The organism is Olsenella profusa (assembly GCF_016900315.1).
In the GTDB taxonomy this organism is placed as follows: domain Bacteria; phylum Actinomycetota; class Coriobacteriia; order Coriobacteriales; family Atopobiaceae; genus Thermophilibacter; species Thermophilibacter profusus_A.
Genome location: NZ_JACSNQ010000001.1, coordinates 18804 through 45462, shown reverse-complemented (window position 1 = coordinate 45462; position 26659 = coordinate 18804). Strand labels below are relative to the sequence as shown.

21 protein-coding genes and 1 tRNA gene are annotated in these 26659 nt (G+C 68.9%); 5 read left to right on the top strand and 17 right to left on the bottom strand.

What is annotated here, in order from left to right:
* Positions 1–10 precede the first annotated feature (10 nt).
* From H9X80_RS00185 to H9X80_RS00110, 16 genes are all read right to left on the bottom strand, one after another.
* Positions 11–718: an ABC transporter ATP-binding protein gene (locus tag H9X80_RS00185; protein WP_204792335.1), complete on the bottom strand. Its 708-nt coding sequence runs from the start codon at positions 716–718 to the stop codon at positions 11–13.
* The gene (locus tag H9X80_RS00180; protein ID WP_204792334.1) at positions 719–1570 is read right to left on the bottom strand and encodes an ABC transporter ATP-binding protein; all 852 of its coding nucleotides are present in this window, start codon (positions 1568–1570) and stop codon (positions 719–721) included.
* Positions 1557–2762 (bottom strand): branched-chain amino acid ABC transporter permease, encoded by a 1206-nt coding sequence (locus tag H9X80_RS00175; RefSeq protein ID WP_204792333.1) that lies wholly within the window; start codon positions 2760–2762, stop codon positions 1557–1559. Before H9X80_RS00175 ends, H9X80_RS00180 begins: the two co-directional genes overlap by 14 nt.
* A gap of 13 nt (positions 2763–2775) precedes the next feature.
* Positions 2776–3651, bottom strand: a complete 876-nt coding sequence (locus tag H9X80_RS00170) for a branched-chain amino acid ABC transporter permease (protein ID WP_428832960.1) — start codon at positions 3649–3651, stop codon at positions 2776–2778.
* 124 nt (positions 3652–3775) lie between these two features.
* A complete protein-coding gene (locus H9X80_RS00165) occupies positions 3776–4972 on the bottom strand; it encodes an ABC transporter substrate-binding protein (RefSeq protein WP_204792332.1) in 1197 nt (398 codons plus the stop codon).
* A 129-nt stretch (positions 4973–5101) separates the two neighbouring features.
* Positions 5102–5572 (bottom strand): VanZ family protein, encoded by a 471-nt coding sequence (locus H9X80_RS00160; RefSeq protein WP_204792331.1) that lies wholly within the window; start codon positions 5570–5572, stop codon positions 5102–5104.
* Positions 5572–6849 (bottom strand): hypothetical protein, encoded by a 1278-nt coding sequence (locus tag H9X80_RS00155; protein ID WP_204792330.1) that lies wholly within the window; start codon positions 6847–6849, stop codon positions 5572–5574. The genes H9X80_RS00160 and H9X80_RS00155 overlap by 1 nt, the downstream gene beginning before the upstream one ends.
* Before the next feature lie 789 nt (positions 6850–7638).
* The gene (gene rho / locus H9X80_RS00150; protein ID WP_204792329.1) at positions 7639–9618 is read right to left on the bottom strand and encodes a transcription termination factor Rho; all 1980 of its coding nucleotides are present in this window, start codon (positions 9616–9618) and stop codon (positions 7639–7641) included.
* A gap of 211 nt (positions 9619–9829) precedes the next feature.
* On the bottom strand, positions 9830–10489 hold the full coding sequence (locus H9X80_RS00145; protein ID WP_239471396.1) for a MarR family transcriptional regulator: 660 nt from the start codon (positions 10487–10489) through the stop codon (positions 9830–9832).
* A gap of 272 nt (positions 10490–10761) precedes the next feature.
* Positions 10762–12606, bottom strand: coding sequence for an arginine--tRNA ligase (gene argS, locus H9X80_RS00140; RefSeq protein WP_204792327.1), 1845 nt, complete (start codon positions 12604–12606; stop codon positions 10762–10764).
* Between the two features lie 95 nt (positions 12607–12701).
* Positions 12702–14189, bottom strand: a complete 1488-nt coding sequence (locus H9X80_RS00135; RefSeq protein WP_204792326.1) for a nicotinate phosphoribosyltransferase — start codon at positions 14187–14189, stop codon at positions 12702–12704.
* 8 nt (positions 14190–14197) lie between these two features.
* The gene (locus tag H9X80_RS00130) at positions 14198–14506 is read right to left on the bottom strand and encodes a hypothetical protein (RefSeq protein WP_204792325.1); all 309 of its coding nucleotides are present in this window, start codon (positions 14504–14506) and stop codon (positions 14198–14200) included.
* Between the two features lie 35 nt (positions 14507–14541).
* Complete coding sequence (locus tag H9X80_RS00125) at positions 14542–15633, bottom strand: radical SAM protein (RefSeq protein WP_342590831.1); 1092 nt, start codon at positions 15631–15633, stop codon at positions 14542–14544.
* Positions 15630–16862, bottom strand: coding sequence for an MraY family glycosyltransferase (locus H9X80_RS00120; protein WP_204792324.1), 1233 nt, complete (start codon positions 16860–16862; stop codon positions 15630–15632). The genes H9X80_RS00125 and H9X80_RS00120 overlap by 4 nt, the downstream gene beginning before the upstream one ends.
* A 722-nt stretch (positions 16863–17584) precedes the next feature.
* Positions 17585–17660 (bottom strand) — tRNA-Ala (locus H9X80_RS00115).
* 191 nt (positions 17661–17851) lie between these two features.
* Positions 17852–18655: an ABC transporter ATP-binding protein gene (locus tag H9X80_RS00110; RefSeq protein WP_204792323.1), complete on the bottom strand. Its 804-nt coding sequence runs from the start codon at positions 18653–18655 to the stop codon at positions 17852–17854.
* A 173-nt stretch (positions 18656–18828) separates the two neighbouring features.
* Here H9X80_RS00110 and ilvA point away from each other — a divergent pair, with 173 nt between their 5' ends.
* The gene (gene ilvA, locus H9X80_RS00105) at positions 18829–20049 is read left to right on the top strand and encodes a threonine ammonia-lyase (RefSeq protein WP_204792322.1); all 1221 of its coding nucleotides are present in this window, start codon (positions 18829–18831) and stop codon (positions 20047–20049) included.
* 188 nt (positions 20050–20237) lie between these two features.
* Here ilvA and H9X80_RS00100 read toward each other — a convergent pair whose 3' ends face one another.
* Positions 20238–20981: a transposase gene (locus H9X80_RS00100; RefSeq protein ID WP_204792321.1), complete on the bottom strand. Its 744-nt coding sequence runs from the start codon at positions 20979–20981 to the stop codon at positions 20238–20240.
* 441 nt (positions 20982–21422) lie between these two features.
* On the opposite strand from H9X80_RS00100, the gene ilvD reads away from it, so the two are divergent.
* From ilvD to ilvC, 4 genes are read left to right on the top strand one after another with little or no spacing between them, the layout of a single operon-like run.
* The gene (gene ilvD, locus H9X80_RS00095) at positions 21423–23087 is read left to right on the top strand and encodes a dihydroxy-acid dehydratase (RefSeq protein WP_342590830.1); all 1665 of its coding nucleotides are present in this window, start codon (positions 21423–21425) and stop codon (positions 23085–23087) included.
* The gene (ilvB, locus tag H9X80_RS00090; protein ID WP_204792320.1) at positions 23084–24967 is read left to right on the top strand and encodes a biosynthetic-type acetolactate synthase large subunit; all 1884 of its coding nucleotides are present in this window, start codon (positions 23084–23086) and stop codon (positions 24965–24967) included. The genes ilvD and ilvB overlap by 4 nt, the downstream gene beginning before the upstream one ends.
* The gene (gene ilvN, locus H9X80_RS00085) at positions 24964–25443 is read left to right on the top strand and encodes an acetolactate synthase small subunit (RefSeq protein ID WP_204792319.1); all 480 of its coding nucleotides are present in this window, start codon (positions 24964–24966) and stop codon (positions 25441–25443) included. The genes ilvB and ilvN overlap by 4 nt, the downstream gene beginning before the upstream one ends.
* On the top strand, positions 25440–26549 hold the full coding sequence (gene ilvC, locus H9X80_RS00080) for a ketol-acid reductoisomerase (protein ID WP_342590829.1): 1110 nt from the start codon (positions 25440–25442) through the stop codon (positions 26547–26549). Before ilvN ends, ilvC begins: the two co-directional genes overlap by 4 nt.
* Positions 26550–26659 lie beyond the last annotated feature (110 nt).

Here is a 26659-nt window from a genome sequence, read left to right as displayed (position 1 = left end):
GACGCGCCCCCTACCCGCCCAGGTAGGCCTTGCGCACGTCGTCGTCCACGAGCAGCTCGGCACCCGTGCCGGTCTTCTTGATGGTGCCGGTCTCCAGCACGTAGGCGCGGTCGGCGATCTTGAGCGCCATGTTGGCGTTCTGCTCGACCAGGAGCACCGTGGTGCCGGACTCGTTGAGCTGCTTGATGATGCTGAAGATCTCCTCCACCAGGATCGGCGCGAGACCCATCGAGGGCTCGTCGAGCATGAGCAGCCGGGGCTTGCTCATGAGGGCGCGGCCCATCGCTAGCATCTGCTGCTCGCCGCCGGAGAGCGTGCCGGCAACCTGCCCGCGGCGCTCCTTGAGGCGCGGGAAGTGCTCGTAGACCTTCTCGAGCGTCTCGCGGTTCTCGGCGTCGGAGCGGGTGTAGCCGCCCATCTCGAGGTTCTCGGCCACGCTCATCTGCGTGAACACACGCCGGCCCTCGGGGCAGAGCGCAAGCCCGCACTGAACCACCTTGTGGGCCTGCACACCGGCGATGGAGGCACCGTCGAACTCGATCGTGCCGCTCTCGGGCTTGAGCAGGCCCGCCACCGTGTTGAGCGTGGTGGACTTGCCCGCGCCGTTGGCGCCGATCAGCGTGACGATCTCACCCTCGTCGATGTCAAAGGAGATGCCGCGGACCGCCTTGATGGCGCCGTAGGAGACGTGCAGGTCCTGCACGGAGAGCATAGCCATCTACTTCACCCCCTGCTTGCCGAGGTAGGCCTCGATGACCTTCGGGTCGTTCTGGATCTCCTCCGGGGTGCCCTTGGCGATGATGCGACCGTAGTCGAGCACGCCCACGACCTCGCACACGCCCATGACGAGCGACATGTCGTGCTCGATCAGGAGGATGGCGATCTGGAACTCGTCGCGAATCTTCTGGATGTTCTCCATCAGCTCCTCGGTCTCGGCCGGGTTCATGCCGGCCGCGGGCTCGTCGAGCAGCAGCACCTTCGGGGAGGTGGCCAGCGCGCGCAGGATCTCCAGGCGGCGCTGGGCACCGTAGGGAAGGTTGCCCGCCAGCGTGTCCGCATAGCGGCGCATGTCGAAGATGTCGAGCAGCTCGAGCGCCTTGTCGTGGTACTCGGCCTCCTGGCGCCAGTGGGCGGGCAGGCGGAACATGTCGGTCAGCAGGTGGGTCTTCATCTGGTTGCCAAAGCCCACGAGCACGTTCTGCTCGACCGTCATCTGGGAGAACAGGCGGATGTTCTGGAACGTGCGGGCGATGCCCATGTGGTTGACCTCGGCCACGGACTTGCCCGCCGTGTCGTAGCCGTCAAGCAGCACGGTGCCGCGGGTGGGCTTGTAGACGTTGGTGAGCAGGTTGAAGATCGTGGTCTTGCCGGCGCCGTTGGGGCCGATCAGGCCGGAGATCTCCGTGCGGCCCATGGCGATGTTGAAGTCGTCCACGGCGGTCAGGCCGCCGAAATCGATGCCGAGGTGCTCGGCCTGCAGGACGGGAATCTGCCCCAGGTCGCGCTCGGGGATGAGGTTGGGCGTCTCAACCTGGACGAGCACGGGACGGCGCTTCTTATCGGCTGGCATCGGCGCTCACCTCCTTCGCGTCGTCGTCGCTTTCCTGCGAGCGACCCCGCCCCTGCGGGAGGTCCTTCTCGCCCTTGTCGGAGCGGTGGCTCCAGGGGAAGTCCCGGTTCATCACGCGCTCGATCACGCGGGAGAGCGAGAAGTCGTAGGAGCCGAGAAGGCCCTGCGGGCGGAAGATCATCACGAGGATGAGGACGACGGCGTAGACGATCATGCGGTACTCGGAGAAGGCGCGCAGCGCCTCGGGCAGGATCGTCAGGAAGGTGGCGGAAATCACTGAGCCGAGCATCGAGCCCATGCCACCGAGAACCACCATGACGAGGATCTCGATGGACTTCATGAAGCCGAAGACGGCCGGCTGCAGGACGCCGATGCACCCCGCGTAGAGGCCGCCGGCCACGCCGGCGAAGAAGGCCGACACCACGAAGGCGAGCGTCTTGTAGTAGGTGGTGTTGACACCGGTGGCCTCGGCCGCAATCTCGTTGTCGCGGATGGCCAGGATCGCCCGGCCGTGGCGGGACTTCATCATCGTGTGGATGAGGAAGCACACCACCGCCACGACGAGAAACACGTTGAGGAAGCTCGTGTAGCCGGGGATGCCGGTGAGGCCCGCGGCGCCGCCGGTGAGCTTGAAGCCGAGCACGTCGTCGATGTTGAGCATGACCACGCGGATGATCTCGGAGAAGGCCAGCGTGATGATGGCGAGGTAGTCGCCCTTGAGGCGCAGGGCCGGGATGCCGATGATGAGGCCGCAGATCGCGGCGCAGAGGCCGCCCACGATGATGCCGCCCACGAAGAGCAGGCCGCAGACCGGCGAGCCGGTCACGAAGTCGCGCGCGGTGACGCCGAGCGTCTCCATCATGTGCATGATGAAGATCGCGCAGCCGTAGCCGCCCACCGACATGAAGCCGGCGTGACCGAGCGGGAGCTGGCCCAGGTAGCCGGTGGCGATGTTGAGCGAGACCGCAAGGATGATGTAGATGCCCACCTGCTCGAGCACCGTGGACTGGTAGCGCGTGATGGCGCCGCCGTCGATCATGAGCTCGCCCACGACGAGAAACACCAGGACGAGCACCGCGTTGATCGCATAGCGGGCCGGCATGGGCAGGCGGCGGTAGACGCCGGTGTTGCCCTTGGAGGCGCTGGCGGAGATGACCGGGCGCGCCTCGGTGTCGGGAGTGTTGTTAGCCATGTTCTGCACCCCCCTAGACCTTCTCGCTCATGGTACGGCCGAAGATGCCGGTGGGTCGCACGATGAGCACGATGATGAGCAGCAGGAACACCACGGCGTCCTTCCAGACGGAGAGGCCGAGCGCGGTGACGATGACCTCGGCGAAGCCGACGAGCAGGCCGCCCACGACGGCGCCCGGAATCGAGCCGATGCCGCCGAGCACCGCCGCCACGAAGGCCTTGGTGCCGAGCATCATGCCCATCGTCGGCGTTGCCTGGGTGTAGGCCATCGCGTAGAGCACCGCACCGATGCCGGCGAGAGCCGAGCCCACCGCAAAGGTGAACGAGATGGTGTTGTTGACGTTGATGCCCATGAGGCGGGCGGCACCCATGTCCTCGGAGACGGCGCGCATGGCCTTGCCGAGCTTGGTCTTCTGCACCAGCAGCGTCAGCACCACGGTGGCCACCGCGGTGACCACGACGGTTGCCACGGCGGCAAAGGAAACCGAGACCCCGCCCACCTGGATGGTGGAGACGTCGGTGAAGGCCGGGACCACCTTGGCGTCGGCACCAAAGACGAGCTGTGCGCCGTTCTCCAGGAAGTAGGAGACGCCGATGGCAGTGATGAGGATCGAGAGGCGCGGCGCGTTTCTCAGGGGCGCGTAGGCCACCTTGTCGATGATGACACCGAGCAGCGTGCAGCCGAGCACGGACAAGATCATGGCGAGGACGGGAGGCATCCCGAGCTGCGCCATGACGAGCCAGGATATGTAGGCGCCCACCATGATGATGTCGCCGTGGGCGAAGTTGAGCAGCAGGATGATGCCGTAGACCATCGTGTAGCCCAGCGCCACGAGCGCGTAGATGCTGCCGAGCTGCAGGCCGTTGAGCACCTGCATCAGAACTTGCACGACACGTCACTTCCTTTCTGCGGTCGGTTCCAGAGGTCGTGTGTCCGCTCGCAAAACCGGACGGGGGCACCGGGCAGCGCGCGCCCGATGCCCCCGGACGAGACAGCGGTCAGAGGAACGGCCCCTAGGCCTCGATGGTCTCCTGGACCTGCTCCTTGCCCTCGGCGTCGAAGGTCAGGATCAGTGAGGACTTGACCGGGTCGCCGGTGCCGTCGTAGGAGATGGAGCCGGTGATGCCCTTGACGGTGCCGTTTGCGATGCCGTCGATCACGGCCTGCTTGTAGTCCTCGGAGCCGGCCTCCAGGCCCGCCTCCTCGGCGGAGGTGATGCCGGCGGCAAGCACCATGGCGGCGTCGTAGCCGAGCGCGCAGAAGTTGGTAGGCGCCTCGCCATAGGCGTCGGTGTAGTCGGAAATGAACTGCTGGACGGCCTCGTCGGTGTTAGAGGCCGAGAAGGCGCAGCAGTAGTAGCAGTCGTGGAGGTCAGCCGCGGAGGCGTAGTCGGAGTCGCCGCCGACGATGCCCGACCAGCCGTCGACGCCGAGGAACACGCCGTCATAGCCCGCGGCGCGCGCCTGGGTGACGATCATGCCGTCGTCCTCGTAGTAGTTGGGGCACAGGATCGCTTCGACGTTTGCGGCCATGAGGTTGGTGATCTGGCCGGAGAAGGAAACGTCGCCGTCGGCGTAGGCCTCCTGTGCGGCGATGGTGATGCCCTTGGCCTCGGCCTCCTCGACGAAGGCGTCGTTGACGCCCTGGGAGTAGTCGTCGCCGTTGAGGTAGATGGTGCCGATGGTCTTGTAGCCCTGCTCCGCGGCGAAGTCGGCCATAACGCGGCCCTGCTCAGGGTCGGTCACGCAGGCGCGGAAGTAGTTGGAGCCGTAGGTGACGACGTCGGCCGCGGTGGCGGACGGGGTCACGCAGGGCATGTTGTCGGCCACGGAGGCCTGGGCCACGGCCACGGTCGGGCCGGTGGTCACGTCGCCGACGATGCCCACGACGCCGTTCTCGACGAGCATGTTGTAGGCGTTGACGGCCTCGGTGGCGTCGCCCTTCTCGTCCTCGACGGTGTACTCGACCTGCTTGCCGTTGATGCCGCCGTTGGCGTTGAGCTGGTCGAAGTAGAGCTTGGCGCCGTTGGCGCAGGCGATGCCGTAGTTGGAGACGGAGCCGGTCTGCGGGCCGAGGATGCCGACCTTGATGGTGTCGGAGCCGCCCTCGGAGGTCGACTCGCCGCCACCGCTGCAACCGACCAGGCCAAGGCCGACCGCCGCGACGGCGGATGCCTGGACGAACTGACGCCTGGAAACGCTCTTGAACATGATTATCTCCTCCCGTCGCTTTTCTGGTAAAAGCGTGGGTTCACCGTACGCTCCTGCGCAGGCGGGCAAAAGCGATGTGGAGGGTTTGTTAACCGAGCCGTGATGCAGCTAACAGAGCTGAAACAATACTTAGCCCGCTGGCGCGCGGCGTGAGCGAAGGCGTGCCACGAGCGTCGCCAGAAGCGCCCCGGCGAGAAGCCCGGAGAGGTCGATGAGCACGTCGGTCGGCTGGCCCGTGCGCCCGGGAATGCCAAGCTGGATGCACTCGTCGACGACCGGCACAAGGGCCACGGCGAGGCCCGCCGGGAGCGGGCGGGCGCCCGTCTCGCGCCGCCGGGCGCGCAGCAGCCCGCTCGAGAGAACGCCGAGCACCGCGTACTCCGAGAAGTGCGCACACTTGCGCACCACGAAGGACATGAGGTCGGCGTCGGTCACGCCGAGCGTCTCGAAGAGCGGACGGACGAGGGAGACCACCATGCCGCTCTCAAGCGAGGACTGCGGCCCCTGCACGAGCGAGTGACACCAGATGAAGGCCACCCAGCACGCAAGCGCGACGGCCCACCAGCGGGCCCGACGCGCCCGGTCGTCGCGTCGGACCATTACGCCTCTGCCGCCTCTGGCGCCGGGAAGTGCTTGGCGGCGTGTCCCGTCCGCGGCTCGGCGTCCGCCAGGTGACGCGAGGCGCCCTGCGTGGCCTGGGTGCCGCCCTCGAGGACCCGCAGGAAGCGGCGCGAGCTCCGACGCGCGGCGGTCGAGGAGTTCTTGGAGAACTCGTCCTGGATGAGGTAGTCGACGTAGGAGTCCGTGTCCACGACCTCGGGGTGGCCCGCCGGGGTCTTGAACGGGATGAAGGAGGTGTCCGGCTCGAGGCCGTCGGGCTCGTCGAGGGTGTCGGCGCCGCCGGCAACGTCGATAAAGCCAATGGGGTCCTGAGTCGGGCCCTCCTCCGCAATGCGCTCGTCGAGCGAGCGGAGCGCCGCCGCCCAGTCGTCGTCGGCGGAGAGGTCGTCCACGGTCCGGTGCTCGGGGTAGGCGCCCTCGTCCACAAGGGCGACGCGCCGGGAGATGTCTGCGGAGCGACGTGCCGCCGCTGCCAGGCGTTCGGCGTCAGTCACCGAGAAGTCCGACGGGATGGCGGCGGACGCCGCCGCCGAGGCGAGGTCGCTCATGGTGACGGACGGGGCGGGCGCAGAGCCCACCGCCAGCTCCCACCATGAGGTGCCCACGTCGCCAACGGACCCGTCCGCGCGCTCGATCACGGGCACGCCCTCCATCCGGCTTGCTCCCATGCGCTCGCGCAGCGTGGCCGCCACGCCGGCAGCGCGGTGCGCCATCCGCTCGCGGAAGCTCGCGCAGCCCACGTAGTTGGTGGCAATCTGCTCGTAGTCGGTCGCGGCGTGGCGGGCGCCGGGGCGAGCGGGGGCTGAGGGGGCGTCGGCGTCTGCAGGCGCGGCGTCAGCCCTGGGCGCGGCAGCGCGAGGGGCCTCCGGCTCGTCGTCGGGGACGTCGGTGCGCAGGTGGCGTGGCCTTCTCGCCGACCCGGCGGCGGCTCCGCGCTCCGCGGGTGACGCGCTCTCGGCGTCCCGGTCCTTCTCGGCAGAGGCCGAGCCCCCGGCTTCGGGCGTGGGCACGAGCGAAGAAGCACTCGACGCCTCGGCGTCCCGACGGGCTCGGCGACGAGAGACGAGCGTCGCCGTGCCGATAACGGCTCCGGTGAGCACCGCCCCGCCGATGACGCCGGCGGAGAAGGCGATCGTGGGGGTGGGAAGGAGGCCGTCGATGGCCTCGGTCAGCGAGAGGGCGCCGGCAGCCCGGGGCGCACCGAGCGCCAGGGTGCCGGCAAGGCCAGCAACGACGGCAGGGTTTCTTCTGTTCATGCGCTCCCGCTCCTTCCGGGGAAGGAAGACGAGACGGCCCTCGAACCATGAGATTGCGCCCCAATGGCGGGGCTGGTGCGTCGACGGCGTGGGCTGCGTTTCATCTTCGTGTACCGTGACTGTGCCGAATGCTCGACGACAAAGAATATAACCGGTTTTCCGCCCCCCGTGCAAGGGGACGGAAACGACCGGTTTACGCACGTCACCCGGTTTGCGCGGGGCCTGCGCCGCGGCGCGCGTGCGGCTGGGCTCTTCTCGACTGGCCGGGCTGGTGGCGCTTTGATATACGAGGGCGTTGCGCATGGCCGGGCCGGCGGCGCTTTGAAAACCGAGATCGTTTCGCGTGATCGGTTTGGCGGCGCTTTGAAAACCGAACCTGTTGCGCGCTACGGACACGGCGGCGCTTTGAAAACCTGACCTGTCGCACTCAATCCGACACAAAAGCCCGCCAAACAGGCGGCCTCAGGCACAACCACCTCGGTTTTCAAAGCGGGCAGCCGAAAGCGGCCCGCATCCCAAAGCACCCGGCCGAAAGAGGTCCGCATTTCAAAGCACCCGGCCGAAAGAGGTCCGCATTTCAAAGCGCGATGCGAGAAGAGCGCGGCGCGGGCGAACGGGGGGCGAGAAGGGCGAGCGAGCAGAGCGGGGTGCAAGAAACGCAGCGCGGGCGGGCCGGGGCGCAGGTCGAGCGAGCGAACAAGCGCACAAACGAGAAGGGCGGCGCCGTCCGCACAGACGACGCCGCCCGAAGGCTCGCTATGACAGACCGCGAAGCGCAGGCCGCAGCCGCTAGGCGACGTATCCGGTCTGTGCGGCCTTCTTGGCGCTGCGGATGAGGAAGTCGCGGTTGGAGTCCGTCTCCTTGAGGCCCTTGACCAGGGCGTTTGCGGCGCGCTCCACGTTGTTCATGTTGGCGAGCACGCGGCGCAGGCCCCAGACCAGGGGCTGGTAGTCGGCCTCGATGAGCAGGTCCTCGTTTCGGGTGCCGGAGGCCACCGGGTCGATGGCCGGGAAGATGCGCTTGTCGGCGAGGTCGCGGTCCAGCTTGAGCTCCATGTTGCCGGTGCCCTTGAACTCCTCGAAGATGACCTCGTCCATCTTGGAGCCGGTGTCGACGAGCGCAGAGGCGATGATCGTGAGCGAGCCGCCGTTCTCGATGTTGCGGGCCGCGCCGAGGAACTTCTTGGGCGGGTAGAGCGCCGCGGAGTCGACGCCGCCCGAGAGGATACGACCCGAGGCGGGCTGCGCGAGGTTGTAGGCGCGTGCGAGGCGCGTGATGGAGTCGAGCACCACCACGACGTCCTCGCCGAGCTCCACGAGGCGCTTGGCGTGCTCGATCACGAGCTCGGAGACGTGGGTGTGGTTGTCTGCCGGCATGTCGAAGGTGGAGGCCACGACCTCGCCCCTGATGGAGCGCTCCATGTCCGTGACCTCCTCGGGGCGCTCGTCCACCAGCAGGCAGAAGAGGTGCACCTCAGGGTTGTTGTGGGCGATGGACTGGCAGATCTTCTTGAGCACGGTGGTCTTGCCGGCCTTGGGCGGGCTCACGATAAGGCCGCGCTGGCCCTTGCCGATCGGGCTCACCAGGTCGATGGCACGGCCAGTGATCGAGGTCTTGCCACATTCCATGACCAGGCGCTCGTTGGGATAGACGGGGGTGAGGTCGCGGAAGCGCGGGCGGCCCTTCATCTCCTCGGGAGCACGGCCGTTGACCGAGCTCACGCTCTGGAGGGGCGGGTATTTGCTGCCGGCGCGGCCCGGGCCCACGGTGCCGGCCACGCGGTCGCCCGGACGCAGGCCGAGCGAGCGGATGAGCTGCTGGTGCACGAAGGCGTCGTCGTCGCCCTCCATGTAGTTGCCGGTGCGGACCCAGCCGTAGCCCTCGTTGCCGATCTCGAGGATGCCCTCGACGGGACGGAAGCCCTCCGCGGCCGCGGCGGCCACGTAGACCGCCTCCACGAGGTCGCCCTTGCGTACGCCCGCGTACTCCACGCCGAGCTCGGAGGCCTTGGCGCGCAGCTCGGCGACCTTCATGGCGGAGAGCTCGTCGCGCGTGAGGGAGGGCTCGGCGGAGAAGTCCTGCCGGCGGTTGCGTCGGCGGCCCTGGCCGTTCTGGTGGCGGCCCTGCTGCTGGCCGTTGCCGTTGCCGCCCTTGCCGCCCTGCTGCTGGCCGGAGTGGTCGCCGGGGTGACGGCGCTTGCGGCCGCCATGGCCGGGCTCGGGCTGCTGCGCGGGGGCAGCGTCTGCCGCGGCAAGCGTCTGGACGGGCGCATCACCGGGCTCGGAGCTGGCCTTGGTCGCCTCCTGCGTGGCACGCGTCATCTCGTCGGCCGGGGTGGCCGCCTCGGCGTCTGACTGCGCGGCGGCCTGCTCGCTCTTGCGCGGGCGGCCGCGGCGGCGCTTGGGGGCCGCGGGCGCGGGGGTCTCGTTGACGGACGCGGCGGCGCCGGCGTCAACGGGTCGTGTGCCGTCGGCCGGCTGCTCCGCGGCAGCCTCGCCTGTCTGAGCCGCGGCGGCCTGCTCGCTCTTGCGCGGGCGGCCACGGCGGCGCTTGGGCGGCCACGGCTCGCCAGCCGCCTCGGCGGCCGCCTTGGCAGCGGCCTCGGCGGCGCGGGCAGCCTCCATCTCGGCCTTCGTCCGGCGGCGGCGACGCGGCTTGGGCGCCGCGGGCGCGTCGGCAGGCGCGGCGTCCGCCGGTGCGGGCGCCTGCTCGACGGGCTTGGCCTGCCCCTCGGACGGGGCGGGAGCGGTGGTCACATCGTCCGGCATATATGTCTACCTCTCGTTTGTCGCACGCGCGCAACGCCCCCTCGGGGCAGCCGTCCCCTCAGGGACCGTACCTTGTATGGCGCGACGTGTCCGAGCACTCTGCTCGCATAAGAACTTGGGCGACCCCGCAGGCATCTGCCCCGGTGGCCGCCCATGCACTATAGCACATTGCCGCCATGCCACGCGAGCTGGGGCTCGACGGGCAGTGAGGCTAGTTCGCCGAGCGAAGCCTCCGGCGGACGACGAGGGCCTCGATCTTTTCAGCAACCTCGCGAGCGCACTCGACCCCGGCTGCCGTGAGCGAGACGCTCGTGGTGTGGCTGCCCTCGGCCTCGCGGCTACGCTCGACCAGGCCGCGCTCGCCAAGCGAGGAGACGGACATGGAGACCGTCGGCTGCAGCAACCCAAGGGCGTCGACGATCTGCATGATCGTCATCGTGGGCTCCTCGGAGCAGTAGAGACCAAGGAGCACGAGGTCGCCGGCCTTGCAGAAGAGCGCGCCCATGGCGTCGACGTACTTGACGATGCGCTCCGGGGAGGTGCGGGAGAGCGCCCGACCTGTGGGGATCTGGGCGCGCGTGAGCGCGGCAAGCTCGGCCACGCGCTCACGGCCCGCGTCGGAGATGGAGCAGACCACGTTGCGACGGTCGACCTCGCCCTCGGTGCGGTCGATGAGCCCAAGGCTGGCAAGGTGGTTGGTCCGGTGCGTCATCGTCGGACGCAGGGCGCCCTGGTACTCGGCTATGGCCGAGGTCTTGACCGGCTCGGAGACCTCCGAGAGGCGGCAGAGGATGGCGAACTCCTCGAAGGTGAGCCGCTCCTTAGCCTCGACCATCTGGCGCACCGTGTTGTACGCCCTTCTGACGGACATGAATTCCTTGAGGTCCACTGCCCCTGCCCCTGTTCTTCTGAGGTCCAATGATTGCCAGCAAGCCAGCGTCGTAAGGCTGCTTCCTTTATCTGGCCGCAGTATAGCCGACGGCGCGGCCCACCGCGCAAAGAAATTGAGTGATTTAAAAAAATCGTACACAATTTCTGAGTTTGTATACAAGGGCGCAGCGCCGACGCAAAGAAAGCGGCGAGAAGGACGCGCACGACGTCGTCCTTCTCGCCGTCCCTGGACCTTCGGGCGGGATGTGTCGGCTACATGCTCTGGGGCGCAGAGACGCCGATGAGGCCGAGCGTGAGCGCGAGCACGCGGCGCGTGGCGTCCACCGCGGCCAGGCGCGCGTGGGAGAGCGCCTCGTCGAGCGGGCGGCCCTTGCCGGGGAGCACCTGGCAGGCCGCGTAGAAGGAGTGGAACTCGGCCGCGAGCTCCTCGGCGTAGTGCGTGAGGCGGAACGGGGCGCGGTCGCGCGCGCAGCTCTCCACCAGGCCCGGCAGCTCGCCGAGCTTGCGAGCGAGCGCGGCCTCGGCGGGGTCGATGAGCAGGCCGAGGTCGTAGATCTGCCCCACCGCGCGCTCGGCGACCTCGTCCATGCCGAGCTCGGCGGCCTCCTCGAGGGTGACGCCGGCGCCGCGGCGCAGGATCGAGCAGATGCGGGCGTGCGCGTACTGCACGTAGTAGACGGGGTTGGTGTTGTCCTGGCGCTTGGCCTGCTCGATGTCGAAGTCAATCATCTGGTTGGAGCTCTTGGAGATGAGCGTGTAGCGCGTGGCGTCGGCGCCCACCTCCTCGAGCAGCTCGTCGAAGGTGACCATAGTGCCCTTGCGCTTGGACATGCGCACCGGCTGGCCGTCGCGCAGCAGGTTCACGAGCTGGCCGAGAAGGACCTCGAACTGCGTGGGGTAGCCGAGCGCCTCGCAGACCGACGCCACGCGCTTGATGTAGCCGTGGTGGTCGGCGCCCCAGATGTCGATCACGTGGTCGACGCGCTGGAACTTGTTCCAGTGGTAGGCCACGTCGGAGGCGAAGTAGGTGTACTCGCCGTTGGTCTTGATGAGGACGCGGTCCTTGTCGTCGCCGAAGGTGGTGGAGCGGAACCACAGCGCGCCCGCCTCGTCGCGGTAGAGGTGGCCGAGCTCGTCGAGGGCGGCGAGGGCGCGGTCCACCGCTGAGGTGCCGCTCTCGTCCTTCTCGTAGAGGCTGCGCTCGGAGAACCACACGTCGAAGTCGCAGCGGGCGTTGTGGCAGGTCTCGCGGATGGAGTCGAGCATCCACCGGTAGGCGCGCTCGCGGAACTCGGCCATGCGCTCGTCCTCCTCGGAGGCGAGCCAGCGCGGCCCGTCCTCCTCGACGAAGCGCACGGCGAGGTCGACGATGTAGTCGCCGCCGTAGGCGTTGCCGCCCAGGGCCTCGTTGAAGGCGTCGGTGAGCGGGTGGGTCTCCGGGTGCTCGTCCTGCTCGTCGGCAACGTAGGCGGCGCGGTCGGCCAGGATCGCGTCGCGCGCGGCGGAAAGGTCGCAGCCGCGCTCGTCCATCACGTCGAGGAGCTGCCGGTAGCGCATCGAGATGGAGTGGCCGAACACGTCCATCTGGGAGCCGTGGTCGTTGATGTAGTACTCGCGCTCCACGTCAAAGCCGGCGTGCTCCAGCACGCGGCAGAGCGAGTCGCCGAGGGCGGCCCAACGGCCGTGGCCGATGTGCAGCGGGCCCACGGGGTTGGCGGAGACGAACTCCACCTGGACCTTGGTCCCGGCGCCGAGCTCGGAGCGGGCGTAGTTCTCGCCCTGCGTGCGGACCGTGCGGAAGACCTCGTTGGCCGAGGCGGTGGCGAGGTAGAAGTTCACGAAGCCGGGGCCCGCCACCTCGACGCGCGCGAGGGCGGGGTCGTCGACGAGGTGCGCGACGATGGCCTCGGCGATCTGGCGCGGGGCGCGGTGGGCGAGCTTTGCCGAGCGCAGGGCGACCGTGGAGCTCCAGTCGCCGTTCACGGGGTCGGCCGGTCGCTCGAGACCGAGGTCGCTCACCTCGAACTCAGGCAGGTCGCCGGCCTCCTGCGCGGCGGCGATGGCGGCTCGGACGAGCTCCTCGATCTTCTCGGGCATGGCGTCTCCCCTCCTCCGCGCCCACGGCGCGGCAGCGTGTCCAACCGGTCGAGTGTAGCAGAGCGGGGCGGGGCCGTGACGCGCGGCGGCAGGGCCTACGCCGTGGGGCGGCCGGAGTCGGCGCGCTCCTCGCGGGCCAGGCGGCTGCGCAGGTCGGCGAGGCCGGGCTCCAGGCCCACCGGGTAGGTCTGCGGGTTGAGGAAGCGCGCGACCGCCGGGTCGAGGCGCATGAGGGCGTCCTTGCAGCGCGCACGGGCGGCCTCGATGCCCTCCGGCCCGCCGACGCGCCGGCCGTGGCGCACCATCTCCACGAGCAGCTCCTCCGGATTGCCGGAGAGGCGGTGAGTGACGTAGGGGTCGAGGATGTCGACCATCTCGCGCGCCGGGGCGGGACCGGCCACCGAGTCCACCACGATCATGTCGGCCACCGGGCAGCCCGAGGCGTCGTAGTGGCGCAGCACGTGCTGCACGCCCGGCACGGTCCGCTTGTAGGACTGCTCGGAGAGCTTGATCACCGGCGTCCAGGGGGCGTCCGGGCCGGGACGCGTTGCGGAGAGCTTGTAGACGCCGCCGAGCGAGGGCTGCGGGTCGCACGTGGCGAGCTTGGTGCCCACGCCGAAGGAGTCGATCGGCGCGCCCTGGGCGAGCAGGGACTGGATCGTGAGCTCGTCGAGGTCGTTGGAGACGGAAATCTTGACGTAGTGCAGCCCCGCCTCGTCGAAGGCCGCGCGGGCCTCCTTGGAGAGGCGCGCGAGGTCGCCGGAGTCAAGGCGCACCGCGGAGAGCCGCTCGCCGGCGTCCTCCATCTCCTTGGCCACGGTGATGGCGTTGACGATGCCTTGGCGCACGTCGTAGGTGTCGAGCAGCAGCACGCAGTTCTTGGGGCTCGACTTCGCAAAGGCGCGGAAGGCCTCCAGCTCGCTCGGGAAGGCCATGACCCAGGAGTGGGCGTGCGTCCCGAAGACCGGGATCCCGTAGATCTTGCCGGCGAGCACGTTGGAGGTGGAGCTCGCGCCGGCGATGTAGGAGGCGCGCGCCACCGCGAGGCCGCCGTCGGGGCCCTGGGCGCGACGCAGGCCGAAGTCGGAGACCGGGCGGCCCTCCGCCGCGCGCACCACGCGGGCGGTCTTGGTGGCCACGAGGGTCTGGAAGTTCACGAGGTTGAGCAGGGCCGTCTCCACGAGCTGGCAGTCGATGATCGGGCCCTCCACGCGCACCATCGGCTCGCGGCCAAAGACGAGCTGGCCCTCGGGCACGGCGTGGATCGTGAGGTCGAGGCGGTGGTCGCGCAGGTACTCCAGGAAGGCGGGCTTGAACATGGGGCCGCCGCCGGGGGCCTCGAGCCCGGCGAGGTAGTCGATGTCGTCGTCCTCGAAAACGAAGTTCTCCACCAGGTCGGCGAGCTGCCCGGTGCCGCAGCACACGGCGTAGCCGCCGTCGAAGGGGTTGTCGCGGAAGAAGGCGTTAAAGCATGCCTCGGTGCCCGTGAGCCCGCTCTCCCAGAACCCCTGGGCCATCGTGAGCTCGTAGAGGTCGGTGTTGAGGCTGACGTCGGTGGGCTTGGTGCGGTCGGTGAGGGACATGGCTCCTCCTATCCGAGGACCGTGGCGAGCAGCCACACGGCGACCACGCCCACCACGGCGAGAATGACGATCTTCTGGCCGAGGGGCATGCGGAGATCCTCGTCGGGCTGCATCAGCCTGCGGCCCCGCTCGCGCGCTGCGGCGTCGCGCTCCTCGACGGCGCGCTCCTGCTCGCTTGCGGCCCGCTGCGCACGCAGCCGCTCCAGCTCGGCGCGCTCTGCGGCGTCGCGCGCGGCGCTCTCGCGGGCGGCCTTCTCGGCGCGCAGCTGCTCGAGCTCGGCGCGCTCCTCGTCGGTGAGGCCTGATCTGTCCTCCATGGGTCCTCCGTCGTCCGGTACGGCAGTTCCTACTGTTATACCCCTTGCGACGCGCGGTCGGAAACGGGGCCGCTCGCGGGGGCCGGCGCGCCGTCGACGTCGAAGCCGCTCGCGGGGGCCGGCGCGCCGTCGGAGGGAGCGGCGTTGCGCCCGGACGGGCGGCCCGCGCGCAGCTCGGGGCCGGCCACGCCGGTGGCGTCGAAGGCCGGCACGAAGCTCTCCGAGACGGTCCCGCCCTCCTGCCACCAGATTCGCTCGAAGCCCAGGTCGTCGGCGTGGCAGAGCACGAGCTCGTACTCCTCCTCGGAGACGCCGTGGGAGAGCTCCCCGCCCGCGCGGCGGCAGCGCTCGTTGGGCGTGTACTGGTTCATGACGGAGAGGTCCGCCTCGTTCCCGGCGATCTCCCACACGCGGTCGAGCACCGCGCAGGAGTCCTCCGCCTGGCCGGGCAGCACCAGGTGGCGCACGACGGTACCCCTGAGCATCCGCCCGTCCTCGCCCGTGGCGGGCCCGCCGGCGGCGCGCACCGCGGCCAGCATATCCTCGAGCGCTGCGGCGGCCACCTCCGGGTAGTCCGGGGCGCCGGAGAGCCTCCCAGCGAGCTCGGGCGAGGCGTACTTGAAGTCGGTGAGCCACACGTCCACCACCTCGGCGAGCGCGCGGACGCCCTCGACGGTCTCGTAGCCGGAGGTGTTGCAGACCACGGGCACGCTGAGCCCGGCCTCGCGGGCCATGAGCACCGCCTCGCGCACGTGCGGCGAGAAGTGGGACGGCGTGACGAGGTTCACGTTGAGCGCGCCCTGCCCCTGGAGCTCGAGCATCATCTCGGCAAGGCGCGCCGCGCTCACGGGCAGGCCGAAGCCGCCGCTCGAGATCTCGTGGTTCTGGCAGAAGACACAGCGCAGCGGGCACCCCGAGAAGAAGATCGCACCCGAGCCGGCCTCGCCGGAGATCGGGGGCTCCTCCCAGAAGTGCAGGGCCGAGCGCGCCACCATGAGCTCGGAGGACATGCCACAGACGCCGCGCGCCCCCTCCAGCCGCCGCGCGCCGCAGCGGCGCGGGCAGAGCTCGCAGGACTCGTAGGCGGCAAACGACGCCAGGTCCTTCTCGCCGTGCGGGACGCTCACGAGCGGCCGCCCCCTCGGCGGGAGCGACGCCGGCGGCGATGGGCGCGCGCGTGATGCCCGTGCTCGTGGAGCTGGCGCTCGGCCTCCTCCTCGAAGGCGTCGTCGGCAGGCGTCACGAGCTCGTCCTCCCCCGTCTTGGGGTCATAGTGGTGCAGCAGCACCGGCTCGAAGAGGTGCAGGTGGCGAGCCAGCAGCATCGAGACCGCCAGCAGGACGCAGAAGATCGCGATGCGTGGCAGGGTGTTCACCTGCGTCATGACGAGCGAGCCCACGCACAGAAGCGCCGTCCACCCGTACATGAGCAGAGCTGCCTGGCGTTGGTCGAAGCCCTCCGCCATGAGGCGGTGGTGGATGTGGCCGCGGTCTGCGTGACCGATGCTCACGTGGCCGCGCAGGCGCCGCACGATGGCGGAGAAGGTGTCGATGATGGGTACCGCGGCGATGACGAGCGGCACGATGATCGTGGTGAGTCCGGCGATGCGCGTCACCGAGAGCAGCGATGAGACGCCGAGGGCGAAGCCCAGCGTGAGCGCGCCGGAGTCCCCCATGAAGATGGAGGCGGGGTGGAAGTTGTAACGAAGGAAGCCGAGCGAGGAGCCCGCCACGGCAATGGAGAGGGCCGCCGCGTCCAGCCGGCCGGCAAGGACCGAGAGGGCGAACATCGTGAGGCTCGCGATGGCGGAGATGCCGGCGGCCAGGCCGTCCAGCCCGTCTATGAGGTTGATGATGTTGCTGTAGGAGACGAGGTAGACCACCGTGATGGGGTACGCGAGCCAGCCCAGGCTCACGAACCCCGGGGCGAAGGGGTTGGAGATGTCCCCGATCACAAGCCCCCCGGACACGGCGAGGACGGCCGCCACGACCTGCCCAGCGAGCTTCTGGAGGGGCTTGAGGGAGAGGTAGTCGTCGAGCAGGCCCGTGAAGAAGACGACGAGGAAGGCGCAGACCAGCAGCCAGTAGTCAATCTGCATCTTGGGGGAGGGCACAAGCACCGCCGGCCAGCCGAGGTAGGTGGTGCCCAGGTACTGCACCGCGAAGGCGGCCACAATCCCCAGGAAGATGGCGATTCCGCCCATGCGCGGGACGGGCTTGGTGTTGATGCGACGCGCGCTGGGGTAGTCCACGGCGTCCACGGCCACGGCAATCTTTCGGGCGAGCGGCGTGGCGAGAAGGGCGACGACGAGCGACGCGACAAAGAGACACAGGTAGGGTATCCAGTTCGGTACCACCTTGCTCCTCCCCTTGCCTCGCTCGCACTACACGGTTGCGTCCATGATAGCGGAAAGGGCAGCTGCGAGGGAGGGTGCTCCCGGGGTTGTGGGGAGGCCGTGCGGGACGGGCGCGCACGCACGTCTACGCCAACTCTTGCGGAGAAGAACCCGCAAGTCAAGACTGGTTTTCGCAGGTGGCTCGGATATAGTTGAGGTGTCGTTCCCCTGCGGGCAAACTGGGTGAACCGACAAGCGTTACTAGGGAGTCCGATATCTCGTGTTCAGTACGGAGATTCCCCGTTGCTGGGAAAGCCGGAACGCGCGATGGGGACACCCACCTTATGAGAGGTGGGTTCATTATCGCACCGCAGGGGACGGCTTTTTTGTGCCGCGAGGCCGCGGGCGCACGGTTCTTCTCACCGTGGGCCGCGCCGTTTACGTCGTTGCGCCGCCCTGTCACCGCGCCGCTTCGCCGCCGCGCCGCTTCGCCGCCGCCGTTAGGAATCGCCGCATCTTATGCCGTTTGGCCCTCATTTGGTTAGGAACGGCACCGTCTTTTGCCCTCGCGAACCAAAGGTCCCGAAATTACTAACAGCGGGGTTCCGCGGTTTCCAGCCATGGGGTTCCGCAATTTCTAACGGAGGCATCTGCGGCCGAGCCGCGGCGAAACCGCAACGCCGCGTGGCGAGAAGGACCGTGCACGCAAAAGGGCCGCCCCGAGGGACGGCCCCGAACATACCTGGTGGAGACGAGGGGATTCGAACCCCCGGCCTCTGCCTTGCGAAGGCAGCGCTCTCCCAGCTGAGCTACGTCCCCAGGCGCATCGCGCGTTGGATATTGTGGCAGCGGCCCGCGCGGCTGTCAAGCGCCAATCCGGAAGTCCGCGCGCCCCGCGCCCACACGGCCCCTCGGCATGGCCGACGTCCGGCGCAGAGGTTCTTCTCGCCCGCGCCGCGATGACGCGAGGGGATCGCCCCTTCACGACGCGAGGGGACCGCCCCTTCGTATCACGCGTAGGACCCGCGCAGCGAGTACCAGCCATCGGAGGCCCCCACCACGAGCGGCACGCCGAAGAGCTCGCTCATGACCTCGCTCGTGAGCAGGCGCTCCTTGGGGCCGTCGGCGAAGACCTCTCCGTCCTTGATGAGCAGCACGCGCCTGATGGCGGGGATGATGTCCTCGGGGTAGTGTGTCACGAGCACCACCGAGCGCCCCTCGGCGGCGAGCGTCCCCATGGTCTTGCGCACGTGGTACATGCCCTCGGGGTCGAGCCCGGTGCACGGCTCGTCGAAGATGAGGACCTGCGGGTCGCGCACGAGCTCGCGGGCCACGAGGACGCGGCGGACCTGGCCGGTGGAGAGCGTCATCACGTCGCGCTCGGCAAGCTCGGCGATCCCGAGGCGCCCGAGCGCGTCCATCGCAAGCGCGCGGTCCGCGGGCGTCACCTCCCCGTGCAGCGGGAGGCCGAGGGTGCCGAAGAGCCCGCCCGTGACGATGTCGGCCACCGGCAGGTGAACGCGCACCTGGTCGTGCATCGTGGAGCTCACGATGCCGAGCGTGCGCTTGACCTCGGCGAGCTCGGGGCGGGCGGCGCCGCGGAAGCGCACGGGCGGCTCCTCGCGCCACACGGGGAAGACCTCGCGGGTGAGCAGCTGGATGAACGTGGACTTGCCCGCGCCGTTGGGGCCGAGCAGCGCCACGTGCTCGCCCTCGGCGAGGCGGAAGTCCCCCACGTGCAGGATGGTCTTGCCGGCGCGCACCACGCTCGCCTCGTGGATCTGGAAGAGCGGGGTGCGCTCGTTGCTTGTCATGGGGCTCCCTTCGTCTGCGGCGCCGCGCGGGACGCGGGCCCTCGCCGGGAGGACGGGTGCTGGCGGCGCGGCGCGACACGGTTGTGCGCGCCGGCGGGGCGCGGCAAGGATTACTATAGGCAAACCGCGCGCGTCGCTTCACGCGCCGTCACCAACTAGCAAAGGAGCACGTCATGGCAGAGATGCTCACGCTCGAGGCCTTCGAGGAGGCCTCCGAGAAGGTCCGCGAGGTCACCCTTGAGACCAAGCTCGTGGAGAGCCCGTACTTCTCGGCCGCAACGGGCAACCGCGTCTGGCTCAAGCCGGAGAACCTCCAGCGCACCGGCGCCTACAAGGTCCGCGGCGCCTACTACAAGATCTCCCGCCTCTCCCCCGACGAGCTCTCCCGCGGCATCATCACGGCCAGCGCCGGCAACCACGCGCAGGGCGTGGCCTTTGCCGCCACGCGCGCCGGCGCCCGCTCGGTGGTGGTGATGCCCGAGACCACGCCGCTCATCAAGGTGGAGCGCACCAAGCACTACGGCGCCGAGGTGGTCCTCTACGGCGACGTCTACGACGAGGCCTGCGACCACGCCCTCGAGCTCGCCGAGAAGAACGGCTACACGTTCATCCACCCGTTCAACGACCCGACGGTGGCCACCGGCCAGGGCACAATCGCCATGGAGGTCGTGCAGGAGCTGCCACTTGTGGATACGATCCTCGTGCCGGTGGGTGGAGGCGGCCTGGCCTGCGGCGTCTCCACCTTCGCCAAGCTCTACAACCCCAAGATCCGCGTGATCGGCGTGGAGCCCGCGGGGGCGGCGTGCCTCACGGCGGCGCTCGAGGCGGGACACCCCGTGAAGCTGCCGAGCGCCAACACCATCGCCGACGGCACCGCGGTGCTGGAGTGCGGAGACCAGGTCTTCCCGTACCTCCAGGCCAACCTCGACGACGTCATCTGCGTCCCGGACGAGGAGCTCATAGTGGCGTTCCTCGACATGGTGGAGAACCACAAGATGATCGTGGAGAACTCGGGGCTTCTCACCGTGGCCGCCCTGAAGCACCTGCCCGCCGAGAACAAGCGCGTGGTGGCGATCCTCTCCGGCGGCAACATGGACGTCATCACGATGAGCTCGGTGGTCCAGCACGGCCTCATCCAGCGCGACCGCATCTTCACCGTGAGCGTGCTCCTGCCCGACCGCCCCGGCATGCTCGTCAAGGTGGCGAGCGTCATCGCCGAGAAGAACGGCAACGTCATCAAGCTGGAGCACAACCAGTTCGTGAGCACCAACCGAAACGCCGCCGTGGAGCTGCGCGTGACGATCGAGGCCTTCGGCACCGACCACAAGCGCGAGATCGTGGACGCCCTCGAGGCCGCGGGCTTCTCGCCCACCCTTGTCCAGACCTCGCTGTGAGACATTGGGGACAGGTTCTTTTGTCTCATTGGGAGACATTGGGGACAGGTTCTTTTGTCTCATTGAATATCTGATGCTCATGCCCCGCAGGGCCCGGTCTCTGCGGAGCTCACGCGCCCGAAGCTCACACGCCGCGGCACCGCGCGACGCCCCCACGGCGCACGCCGTGCCCGCCGCGCGTCGACCGCTCACGCACGGGCCACGATGTTTCTCCCCACGCCCGTCAGGCGCTCCACCTGCCTGACCGAGAGCCCCTCGTCCCGCAGGGCGCGCAGCAGCGCGTTTCGCCGGGCCGGCGGCAGCGTCTGCACCTCGGCGAGCGTGACCTCCCCGAGCACGCGGCGGGCGGCCTCCAGCGCCTCCCCATCGTCCAGCCGGGCGCCCGACGGCGGCCGGTACGGCCCGGCGGAGGCGCGGCAGAACTCGGCGAACCCCTCCTCGCCGCCGAGGAGCCCCAGTACGACGTCACGCTCCACCGCGAGCTCCTCGTGCGGACGGCCCCGGTAGTCGGGGTAGCTGCTCCATGGGTACTCCTCCGCGCGGCACACGCCCGCCTTCTCGGGATTGTTGTGAACGTAGCGAACGGCCTCGAGCAGGTAGGCCTCGTCCTCGATCGGCGAGCTGCGGAAACGCTCCTGGAACACGTGGCCAACGTGACCGGTCCGAACGTTGTAGCGGCGGGCGTAGGTCGTCGCGAGCCGATGGACCGCCCCGCTCAGGCAATCGGCGTCGTCGCGAACGATGAGGTGGGCGTGGTTGTCCATGAGGCACCAGGCGACCACGGCGACGCCGGCCCCCACGAGGCAGCGCTGCGCGGCGAGAAGAAAGGCGCGGCGGTCGGCGTCGTCCTCGAAGATGACCTGCCGCCCGCTTCCCCGCAGGACAACGTGATAGTAGCCAGAGCCGGAGACCTGCCGAGCCACGCGCACCATCGCCGCCCCCCCCTCGTAACGCCGCCAGGATGTAGCTAACCTCCTACCCCAAACGGCACCCGGCCAGGCAGATGAACAAAACTTGAATGAGACAAATGAACCTGTCCCCAATGTCTCACCGCTGGTGGGGGAAATCTGCCCGTTCGCGGGTGATTACGTTTCCGAAACACACCGCGCGTAGAGTAGCGCGCACTGAGCAAATGCGACGACAGGGCAAGTACGGGCCGCATCCGTCCCCCAGCGAGCGGGCAGCGTGAGAACCCGCGGCGGACGGCCCCGAACACTCCCTCGAGCAGCTCGCGTGAACCTCGCTCGCGCGCCGGGCCACCCCCCTGCCGCGCCCGCCGACCAGTACCGCGCGCCGGCACCCGCCGTCAAGGGCATCGCCCACGCCGTATTTCTCGCCACCTGCGAACCTTCGAGGGAAAGCGAGGCAACAACGTGCAGCTGAGAAGCGATGCCATCAAGCGGGGCCTGGCACGCGCCCCCCACCGGAGCCTGCTTGCGGCCGACGGCCTCACCGACGAGGAGCTCGACCGCCCGCTCGTCGCCGTGGTCTCCGCCCAGAACGAGGTCATCCCCGGACACCTCCACCTCCAGCAGATCGCCGACGCCGTCAAGGCCGGCGTGCGCATGGCCGGCGGCACCCCACTGCAGGTCAACACCATCGGCGTATGCGACGGCATCGCCATGAACCACGAGGGAATGCACTACAGCCTCGTCAGCCGCGAGGTCATCGCCGACAGCGTCGAGTGCGCCATCCAGGGCCACCAGTTCGACGCGATGGTCCTGATCCCCTCCTGCGACAAGATCGTCCCCGGCATGCTCATCGCCGCGGCGCGCCTGAACATCCCCACGGTCCTCGTATCCGGCGGCCCCATGCTCGCCGGCCGCGGCCGCCACGGCGAGCAGACCGACCTCAACTCCCTCTTCGACGCCGTGGGCCAGGTCACCGCCGGCACCATGACCGAGGAGGAGTGCTCCTGGCTCGAGAAGACCGCCTGCCCCACCTGCGGCAGCTGCTCGGGCATGTTCACCGCCAACTCCATCTGCTGCCTGGCCGAGGCCCTCGGCATCGCCCTTCCCGGCAACGGGACCGTGCCGGCCGTCTACGCCGAGCGCATCCGCCTGGCCAAGCACGCCGGCATGAAGGTCATGGAGCTCGTCGAGAAGAACCTCTGCGCGCGCGACATCCTCACGCCGGCCGCCATCCACAACGGCATGGTGCTCGACATGGCCTTCGGCGGCTCCACCAACACGATGCTGCACCTCACGGCCATCGCGCAGGCGGCCGGCTGCCCCGTCACCATGGAGGACTGGGACCGCGCCTCCGCCGAGACCCCCAACATCGTGCGAATCGCGCCGGCCGGCCCGCTCCACATCCAGGACCTGAACGACGTCGGCGGCGTCTCGGCCATCATCGGCGAGCTCGGCCGCACCGGGCATCTCGACCTCACGGCCGTGACCTGCCACGGCACCATGGCCAAGTGGGTCGCCGCGTGCCCCGCGCCCGACGGCGAGATCGTGCGCAGCGTGGACAACGCCTACTCCCCCGACGGAGGTCTCAAGGTCGTCCGCGGCAACCTCGCGCCGGACTGCGGCGTGGTCAAGAAGAGCGCCGTGGACCCGTCCATGTGGCAGCACTCGGGCCCGGCCCGCGTCTTCGACTCCGAGGAGGCCGCCTGCGAGGCCATCTTCGGCGGGGCGATAAACCCGGGCGACGTGGTGGTCATCCGCTACGAGGGCCCGGCCGGCGGCCCGGGCATGCGCGAGATGCTCACGCCCACGAGCGCCATCTGCGGCATGGGGCTCGCCACCTCGGTGGCCCTGATCACCGACGGGCGCTTCTCCGGCGCCTCCAAGGGCCCCTGCATCGGCCACGTCTCCCCGGAGGCCGCGGCCGGCGGCCCCATAGCCCTGGTGCACGAGGGCGACACCATCTCCATCGACATCCAGGCCGGCACGCTCACGCTCGACGTGCCGGACGACGAGCTCGCACGCCGCCGCGCCGCGTGGCAGCCGCCCGCGCCCAAGTACACCACCGGCGTGCTCTCGCGCTACGCGAGGCTCGTCACGAGCGCAGACAAGGGGGCATACCTCTCATGATGACCACCGAGGAGAAGGTCGCCCGGCGGCGGCGCGCCATCGAGGGGCACCCGCTCGGCCCGGGCAGCCACACCGAGCACGAGGGCAAGACCATGACCGGGGCGCAGGCCATCATCGCCAGCCTCGAGGCCGAGGGGGTGGACACGATCTTCGGCTACCCCGGTGGCCAGGCAATCAAGATCTACGACGCCCTCTACGACTCCAAGAAGATCCGTCACATCCTCGCCCGCCACGAGCAGGGCGCCACCCACATGGCCGACGGCTACGCCCGCGCCACGGGCAAGGTCGGCGTGGTCCTGGTCACAAGCGGCCCGGGCGCCACCAACACGGTCACGGGCATCGCCACGGCCTACATGGACTCCGTGCCGCTTGTGATCATCACGGGCCAGGTCACGCGCGGCGTCATCGGCACCGACGCCTTCCAGGAGTCCGACATCGTGGGCATCACGATGCCCATCGTCAAGCACAGCTTCCTGCTCCAGTCCACCGACGACCTCACCCGCACCTTCCGCGAGGCCTTCTACATCGCCTCCACCGGGCGCCCCGGCCCCGTGCTCATCGACATCCCGAGCGACCTCTCGGGCGCCGAGATGGTCTTCCACTACCCCGACACCGTGAGCATCGCGAGCTACCGCCCCACCTACAAGGGCAACGCCAAGCAGGTCAAGCAGGCCGCGGCCCTTATCGCCGAGGCGCGACGGCCGCTCATCATGGCCGGCGGCGGCATCGTCTCCAGCCACGCCTGCCCCGAGCTCACCGGGCTCGCCGAGCGCATGAACATCCCCGTGGTCACCACCCTCATGGGCAAGGGCGCCATGCGCTGCTCCAACCCGCTCAACCTGGGCCCGGTTGGCATGCATGGCTCCAAGTACGCCAACATGGCCGTCACCGAGTGCGACCTGCTCGTGGCCGTGGGCGCGCGCTTCTCCGACCGCGTGACCGGCAAGGTGGACGAGTTCGCGCCGCACGCCAAGGTCATCCACATCGACATCGACCCGGCGGAGATCGGCAAGATCATCCAGCCCACCGTACCCATCGTCGGCGACGCCAAGTCCGTGCTCGCCGCCCTCAACGAGCGCCTGGACAAGATGGGCACCACCCCGGCCTGCGACGAGTGGACCGCCGAGGTCTTCTCGTGGCGCGACCGCTGGCCGTTCTACACGGCGGACTTCGCCGACTACCCGGACAAGATCGCCCCGGAGGTCGTCCTCTCCAAGCTCTCCGACAAGCTCGACCCCGAGGCCTCGATCGTCACCACCGAGGTAGGCCAGCACCAGATGTGGGCGCACCAGAACATCCACCGCGAGCACGCACGCACCTTCATCAGCTCCGGCGGCCTGGGCACCATGGGCTTCGGGTTCCCGGCCGCCATCGGCGCCAAGATCGGCTGCCCCGAGGACCAGGTGGTCTGCGTAGCCGGCGACGGCTCCTTCCAGATGAACAGCCAGGAGATGGCCACGGCCAAGATCAACGGGGTCAACGTCAAGGTGCTCATCATCGACAACCGCGCGCTCGGCATGGTCCACCAGTGGCAGCACCTCTTCTACCACGACCGCTTCTCGTTCACCGAGCTCGCGGACAACCCCGACTTCGTGAAGCTCGCCGATGCCTATGGCTGGCGCGCGACGCGCATCACCCGCCCCGAGGAGGTCGACGCCGCGCTCGACGAGATGCTCGCCTCCGACGAGCCCTACCTGCTTGACGTGCGCATCCCCGCCGAGCAGACCGTCTACCCGATGGTCGCCCCCGGAGCCCCGATCGACGACATCATCGGCGCCCTCGACGTTACCCTCGGCGGCGTCCGCGTCACCGAGAAGGGCTTCGGCGAGAAGGGCCGGCCGCGCGTGAAGCCGTCCCACGAAGGAGTTGACGAGTCATGAACTACCTGCTCTCCGTGCTCGTTGAGAACAAGCCGGGTGTGCTCTCCCGCGTCACCGGGCACATCAGCCGCCGCGGCTTCAACATCGCGTCCCTCACGGTGGCCCCCACCGAGGACGCAAGCCTCTCCCGCATGACGATCATCGTGGAGGCCGACGAGATCGGCTTCGAGCAGATCACCAAGCAGCTCCACAAGCTCGTCTCGGTCTACAAGATCTCCGACCTCACCTACGAGGACGCCGTCGAGCGCGAGCTCGTGCTCTTCAAGGTGCAGAGCACGCCCGAACGCCGGCACGAGATCATCGAGATCGCCAACGTCTTCCGCGCCAAGGTCGTCGACGTGGGCAAGAACACCCTCACCGTCGAGGCCACCGGCGCCTCGAGCAAGCTCGACGCCATGGAGGACCTGCTGCGCGCTTACGGCATCAAGCAGCTCACGCGCACCGGCAAGATTGCCATGGCCCGCGGCTCCCAGTGATACGAAGGGACAGTCCCTTCGTATCATGCACCAGGCACCACCCGACGGGCGTCTCGCCCGGCGGTTCCCATAGATACAAGCGGCAAGCAAAGGAGAAGAACATGGCCGTCACCATCTACTACGAGAAGGACGTGGACCCGAGCGTCATCCAGGGCAAGAAGATCGCCATCATCGGCTACGGCTCCCAGGGCCACGCCCACGCGCTCAACCTCATGGACTCCGGCTGCGACGTCCGCGTTGGCCTGCGCGAGGGCAGCAAGAGCGCCGAGAAGGCCCGCGAGGCCGGCCTCAAGGTCATGAGCATGGACGACGCCGCCGAGGAGGCCGACGTCATCATGATGCTCGTCCCCGACGAGACCCAGCCCAAGGTCTACGAGGAGCACATCAAGGACCACCTCAAGGCCGGCGACACCCTCGCCTTCGCGCACGGCTTCAACATCCACTACGGCTACATCAAGGCCCCCGAGGACGTCAACGTCATCATGTGCGCGCCCAAGGGCCCGGGCCACATCGTGCGCCGCCAGTACACCGAGGGCTCCGGCGTGCCCGACCTCGCCTGCGTCTACCAGGACGCCACCGGCGACGCCTGGGACATCGTGCTCTCCTACTGCTGGGGCGTCGGCGGCGCCCGCTCCGGCATCATCAAGGCCACCTTCAAGGAGGAGACCGAGGAGGACCTCTTCGGTGAGCAGGCGGTGCTCTGCGGCGGCCTCGTCGAGCTCGTGAAGGCCGGCTTCGAGACCCTGACCGAGGCGGGCTACCCCGAGGAGCTCGCCTACTTCGAGGTCTACCACGAGATGAAGATGATCGTCGACCTCATGTACGAGAGCGGCATCCACTTCATGAACTACTCGATCTCCAACACCGCCGAGTACGGTGAGTACTACGCCGGTCCCAAGGTCATCAACGAGCAGAGCCGCGCGGCCATGAAGGAGATCCTCGCCCGCATCCAGGACGGCTCCTTCGCGCAGGAGTTCGTCGACGACTGCAACAACGGCCACAAGTGGCTGCTCGAAAAGCGCGAGGAGATCAACAGCCACCCGATCGAGAAGACCGGCGAGAAGATCCGCTCGATGTTCTCCTGGATCAAGAAGAGCGACGACTAGCCAAGACGCGCTCAACGGCGAGAAGAACCAGGACGCCCGTACGTGGGGCCCGGCGGCAGGTGCCGCCGGGCCCTTCTTTATGTCTGTGAGAGGTTCTTCTCGCCCTGCGT

Excerpts from the sequence above, each read along its gene's own strand:
- ilvB (WP_204792320.1), top strand. The coding sequence starts at position 23,084 with ATGATGACCACCGAGGAGAAGGTCGCCCGGCGGCGGCGCGCCATCGAG.
- rho (WP_204792329.1), bottom strand. The coding sequence starts at position 9,618 with ATGCCGGACGATGTGACCACCGCTCCCGCCCCGTCCGAGGGGCAGGCC.
- H9X80_RS00110 (WP_204792323.1), bottom strand. The coding sequence starts at position 18,655 with ATGACAAGCAACGAGCGCACCCCGCTCTTCCAGATCCACGAGGCGAGC.
- H9X80_RS00100 (WP_204792321.1), bottom strand. The coding sequence starts at position 20,981 with ATGGTGCGCGTGGCTCGGCAGGTCTCCGGCTCTGGCTACTATCACGTT.
- ilvN (WP_204792319.1), top strand. The coding sequence starts at position 24,964 with ATGAACTACCTGCTCTCCGTGCTCGTTGAGAACAAGCCGGGTGTGCTC.
- H9X80_RS00160 (WP_204792331.1), bottom strand. The coding sequence starts at position 5,572 with ATGGTCCGACGCGACGACCGGGCGCGTCGGGCCCGCTGGTGGGCCGTC.
- H9X80_RS00130 (WP_204792325.1), bottom strand. The coding sequence starts at position 14,506 with ATGGAGGACAGATCAGGCCTCACCGACGAGGAGCGCGCCGAGCTCGAG.
- H9X80_RS00155 (WP_204792330.1), bottom strand. The coding sequence starts at position 6,849 with ATGAACAGAAGAAACCCTGCCGTCGTTGCTGGCCTTGCCGGCACCCTG.
- ilvA (WP_204792322.1), top strand. The coding sequence starts at position 18,829 with ATGGCAGAGATGCTCACGCTCGAGGCCTTCGAGGAGGCCTCCGAGAAG.
- H9X80_RS00165 (WP_204792332.1), bottom strand. The coding sequence starts at position 4,972 with ATGTTCAAGAGCGTTTCCAGGCGTCAGTTCGTCCAGGCATCCGCCGTC.
- argS (WP_204792327.1), bottom strand. The coding sequence starts at position 12,606 with ATGCCCGAGAAGATCGAGGAGCTCGTCCGAGCCGCCATCGCCGCCGCG.
- H9X80_RS00185 (WP_204792335.1), bottom strand. The coding sequence starts at position 718 with ATGGCTATGCTCTCCGTGCAGGACCTGCACGTCTCCTACGGCGCCATC.
- H9X80_RS00175 (WP_204792333.1), bottom strand. The coding sequence starts at position 2,762 with ATGGCTAACAACACTCCCGACACCGAGGCGCGCCCGGTCATCTCCGCC.
- H9X80_RS00135 (WP_204792326.1), bottom strand. The coding sequence starts at position 14,189 with ATGTCCCTCACCGACCGCACCAAGCCCACCGACGTCAGCCTCAACACC.
- H9X80_RS00145 (WP_239471396.1), bottom strand. The coding sequence starts at position 10,489 with ATGTCCGTCAGAAGGGCGTACAACACGGTGCGCCAGATGGTCGAGGCT.
- H9X80_RS00180 (WP_204792334.1), bottom strand. The coding sequence starts at position 1,570 with ATGCCAGCCGATAAGAAGCGCCGTCCCGTGCTCGTCCAGGTTGAGACG.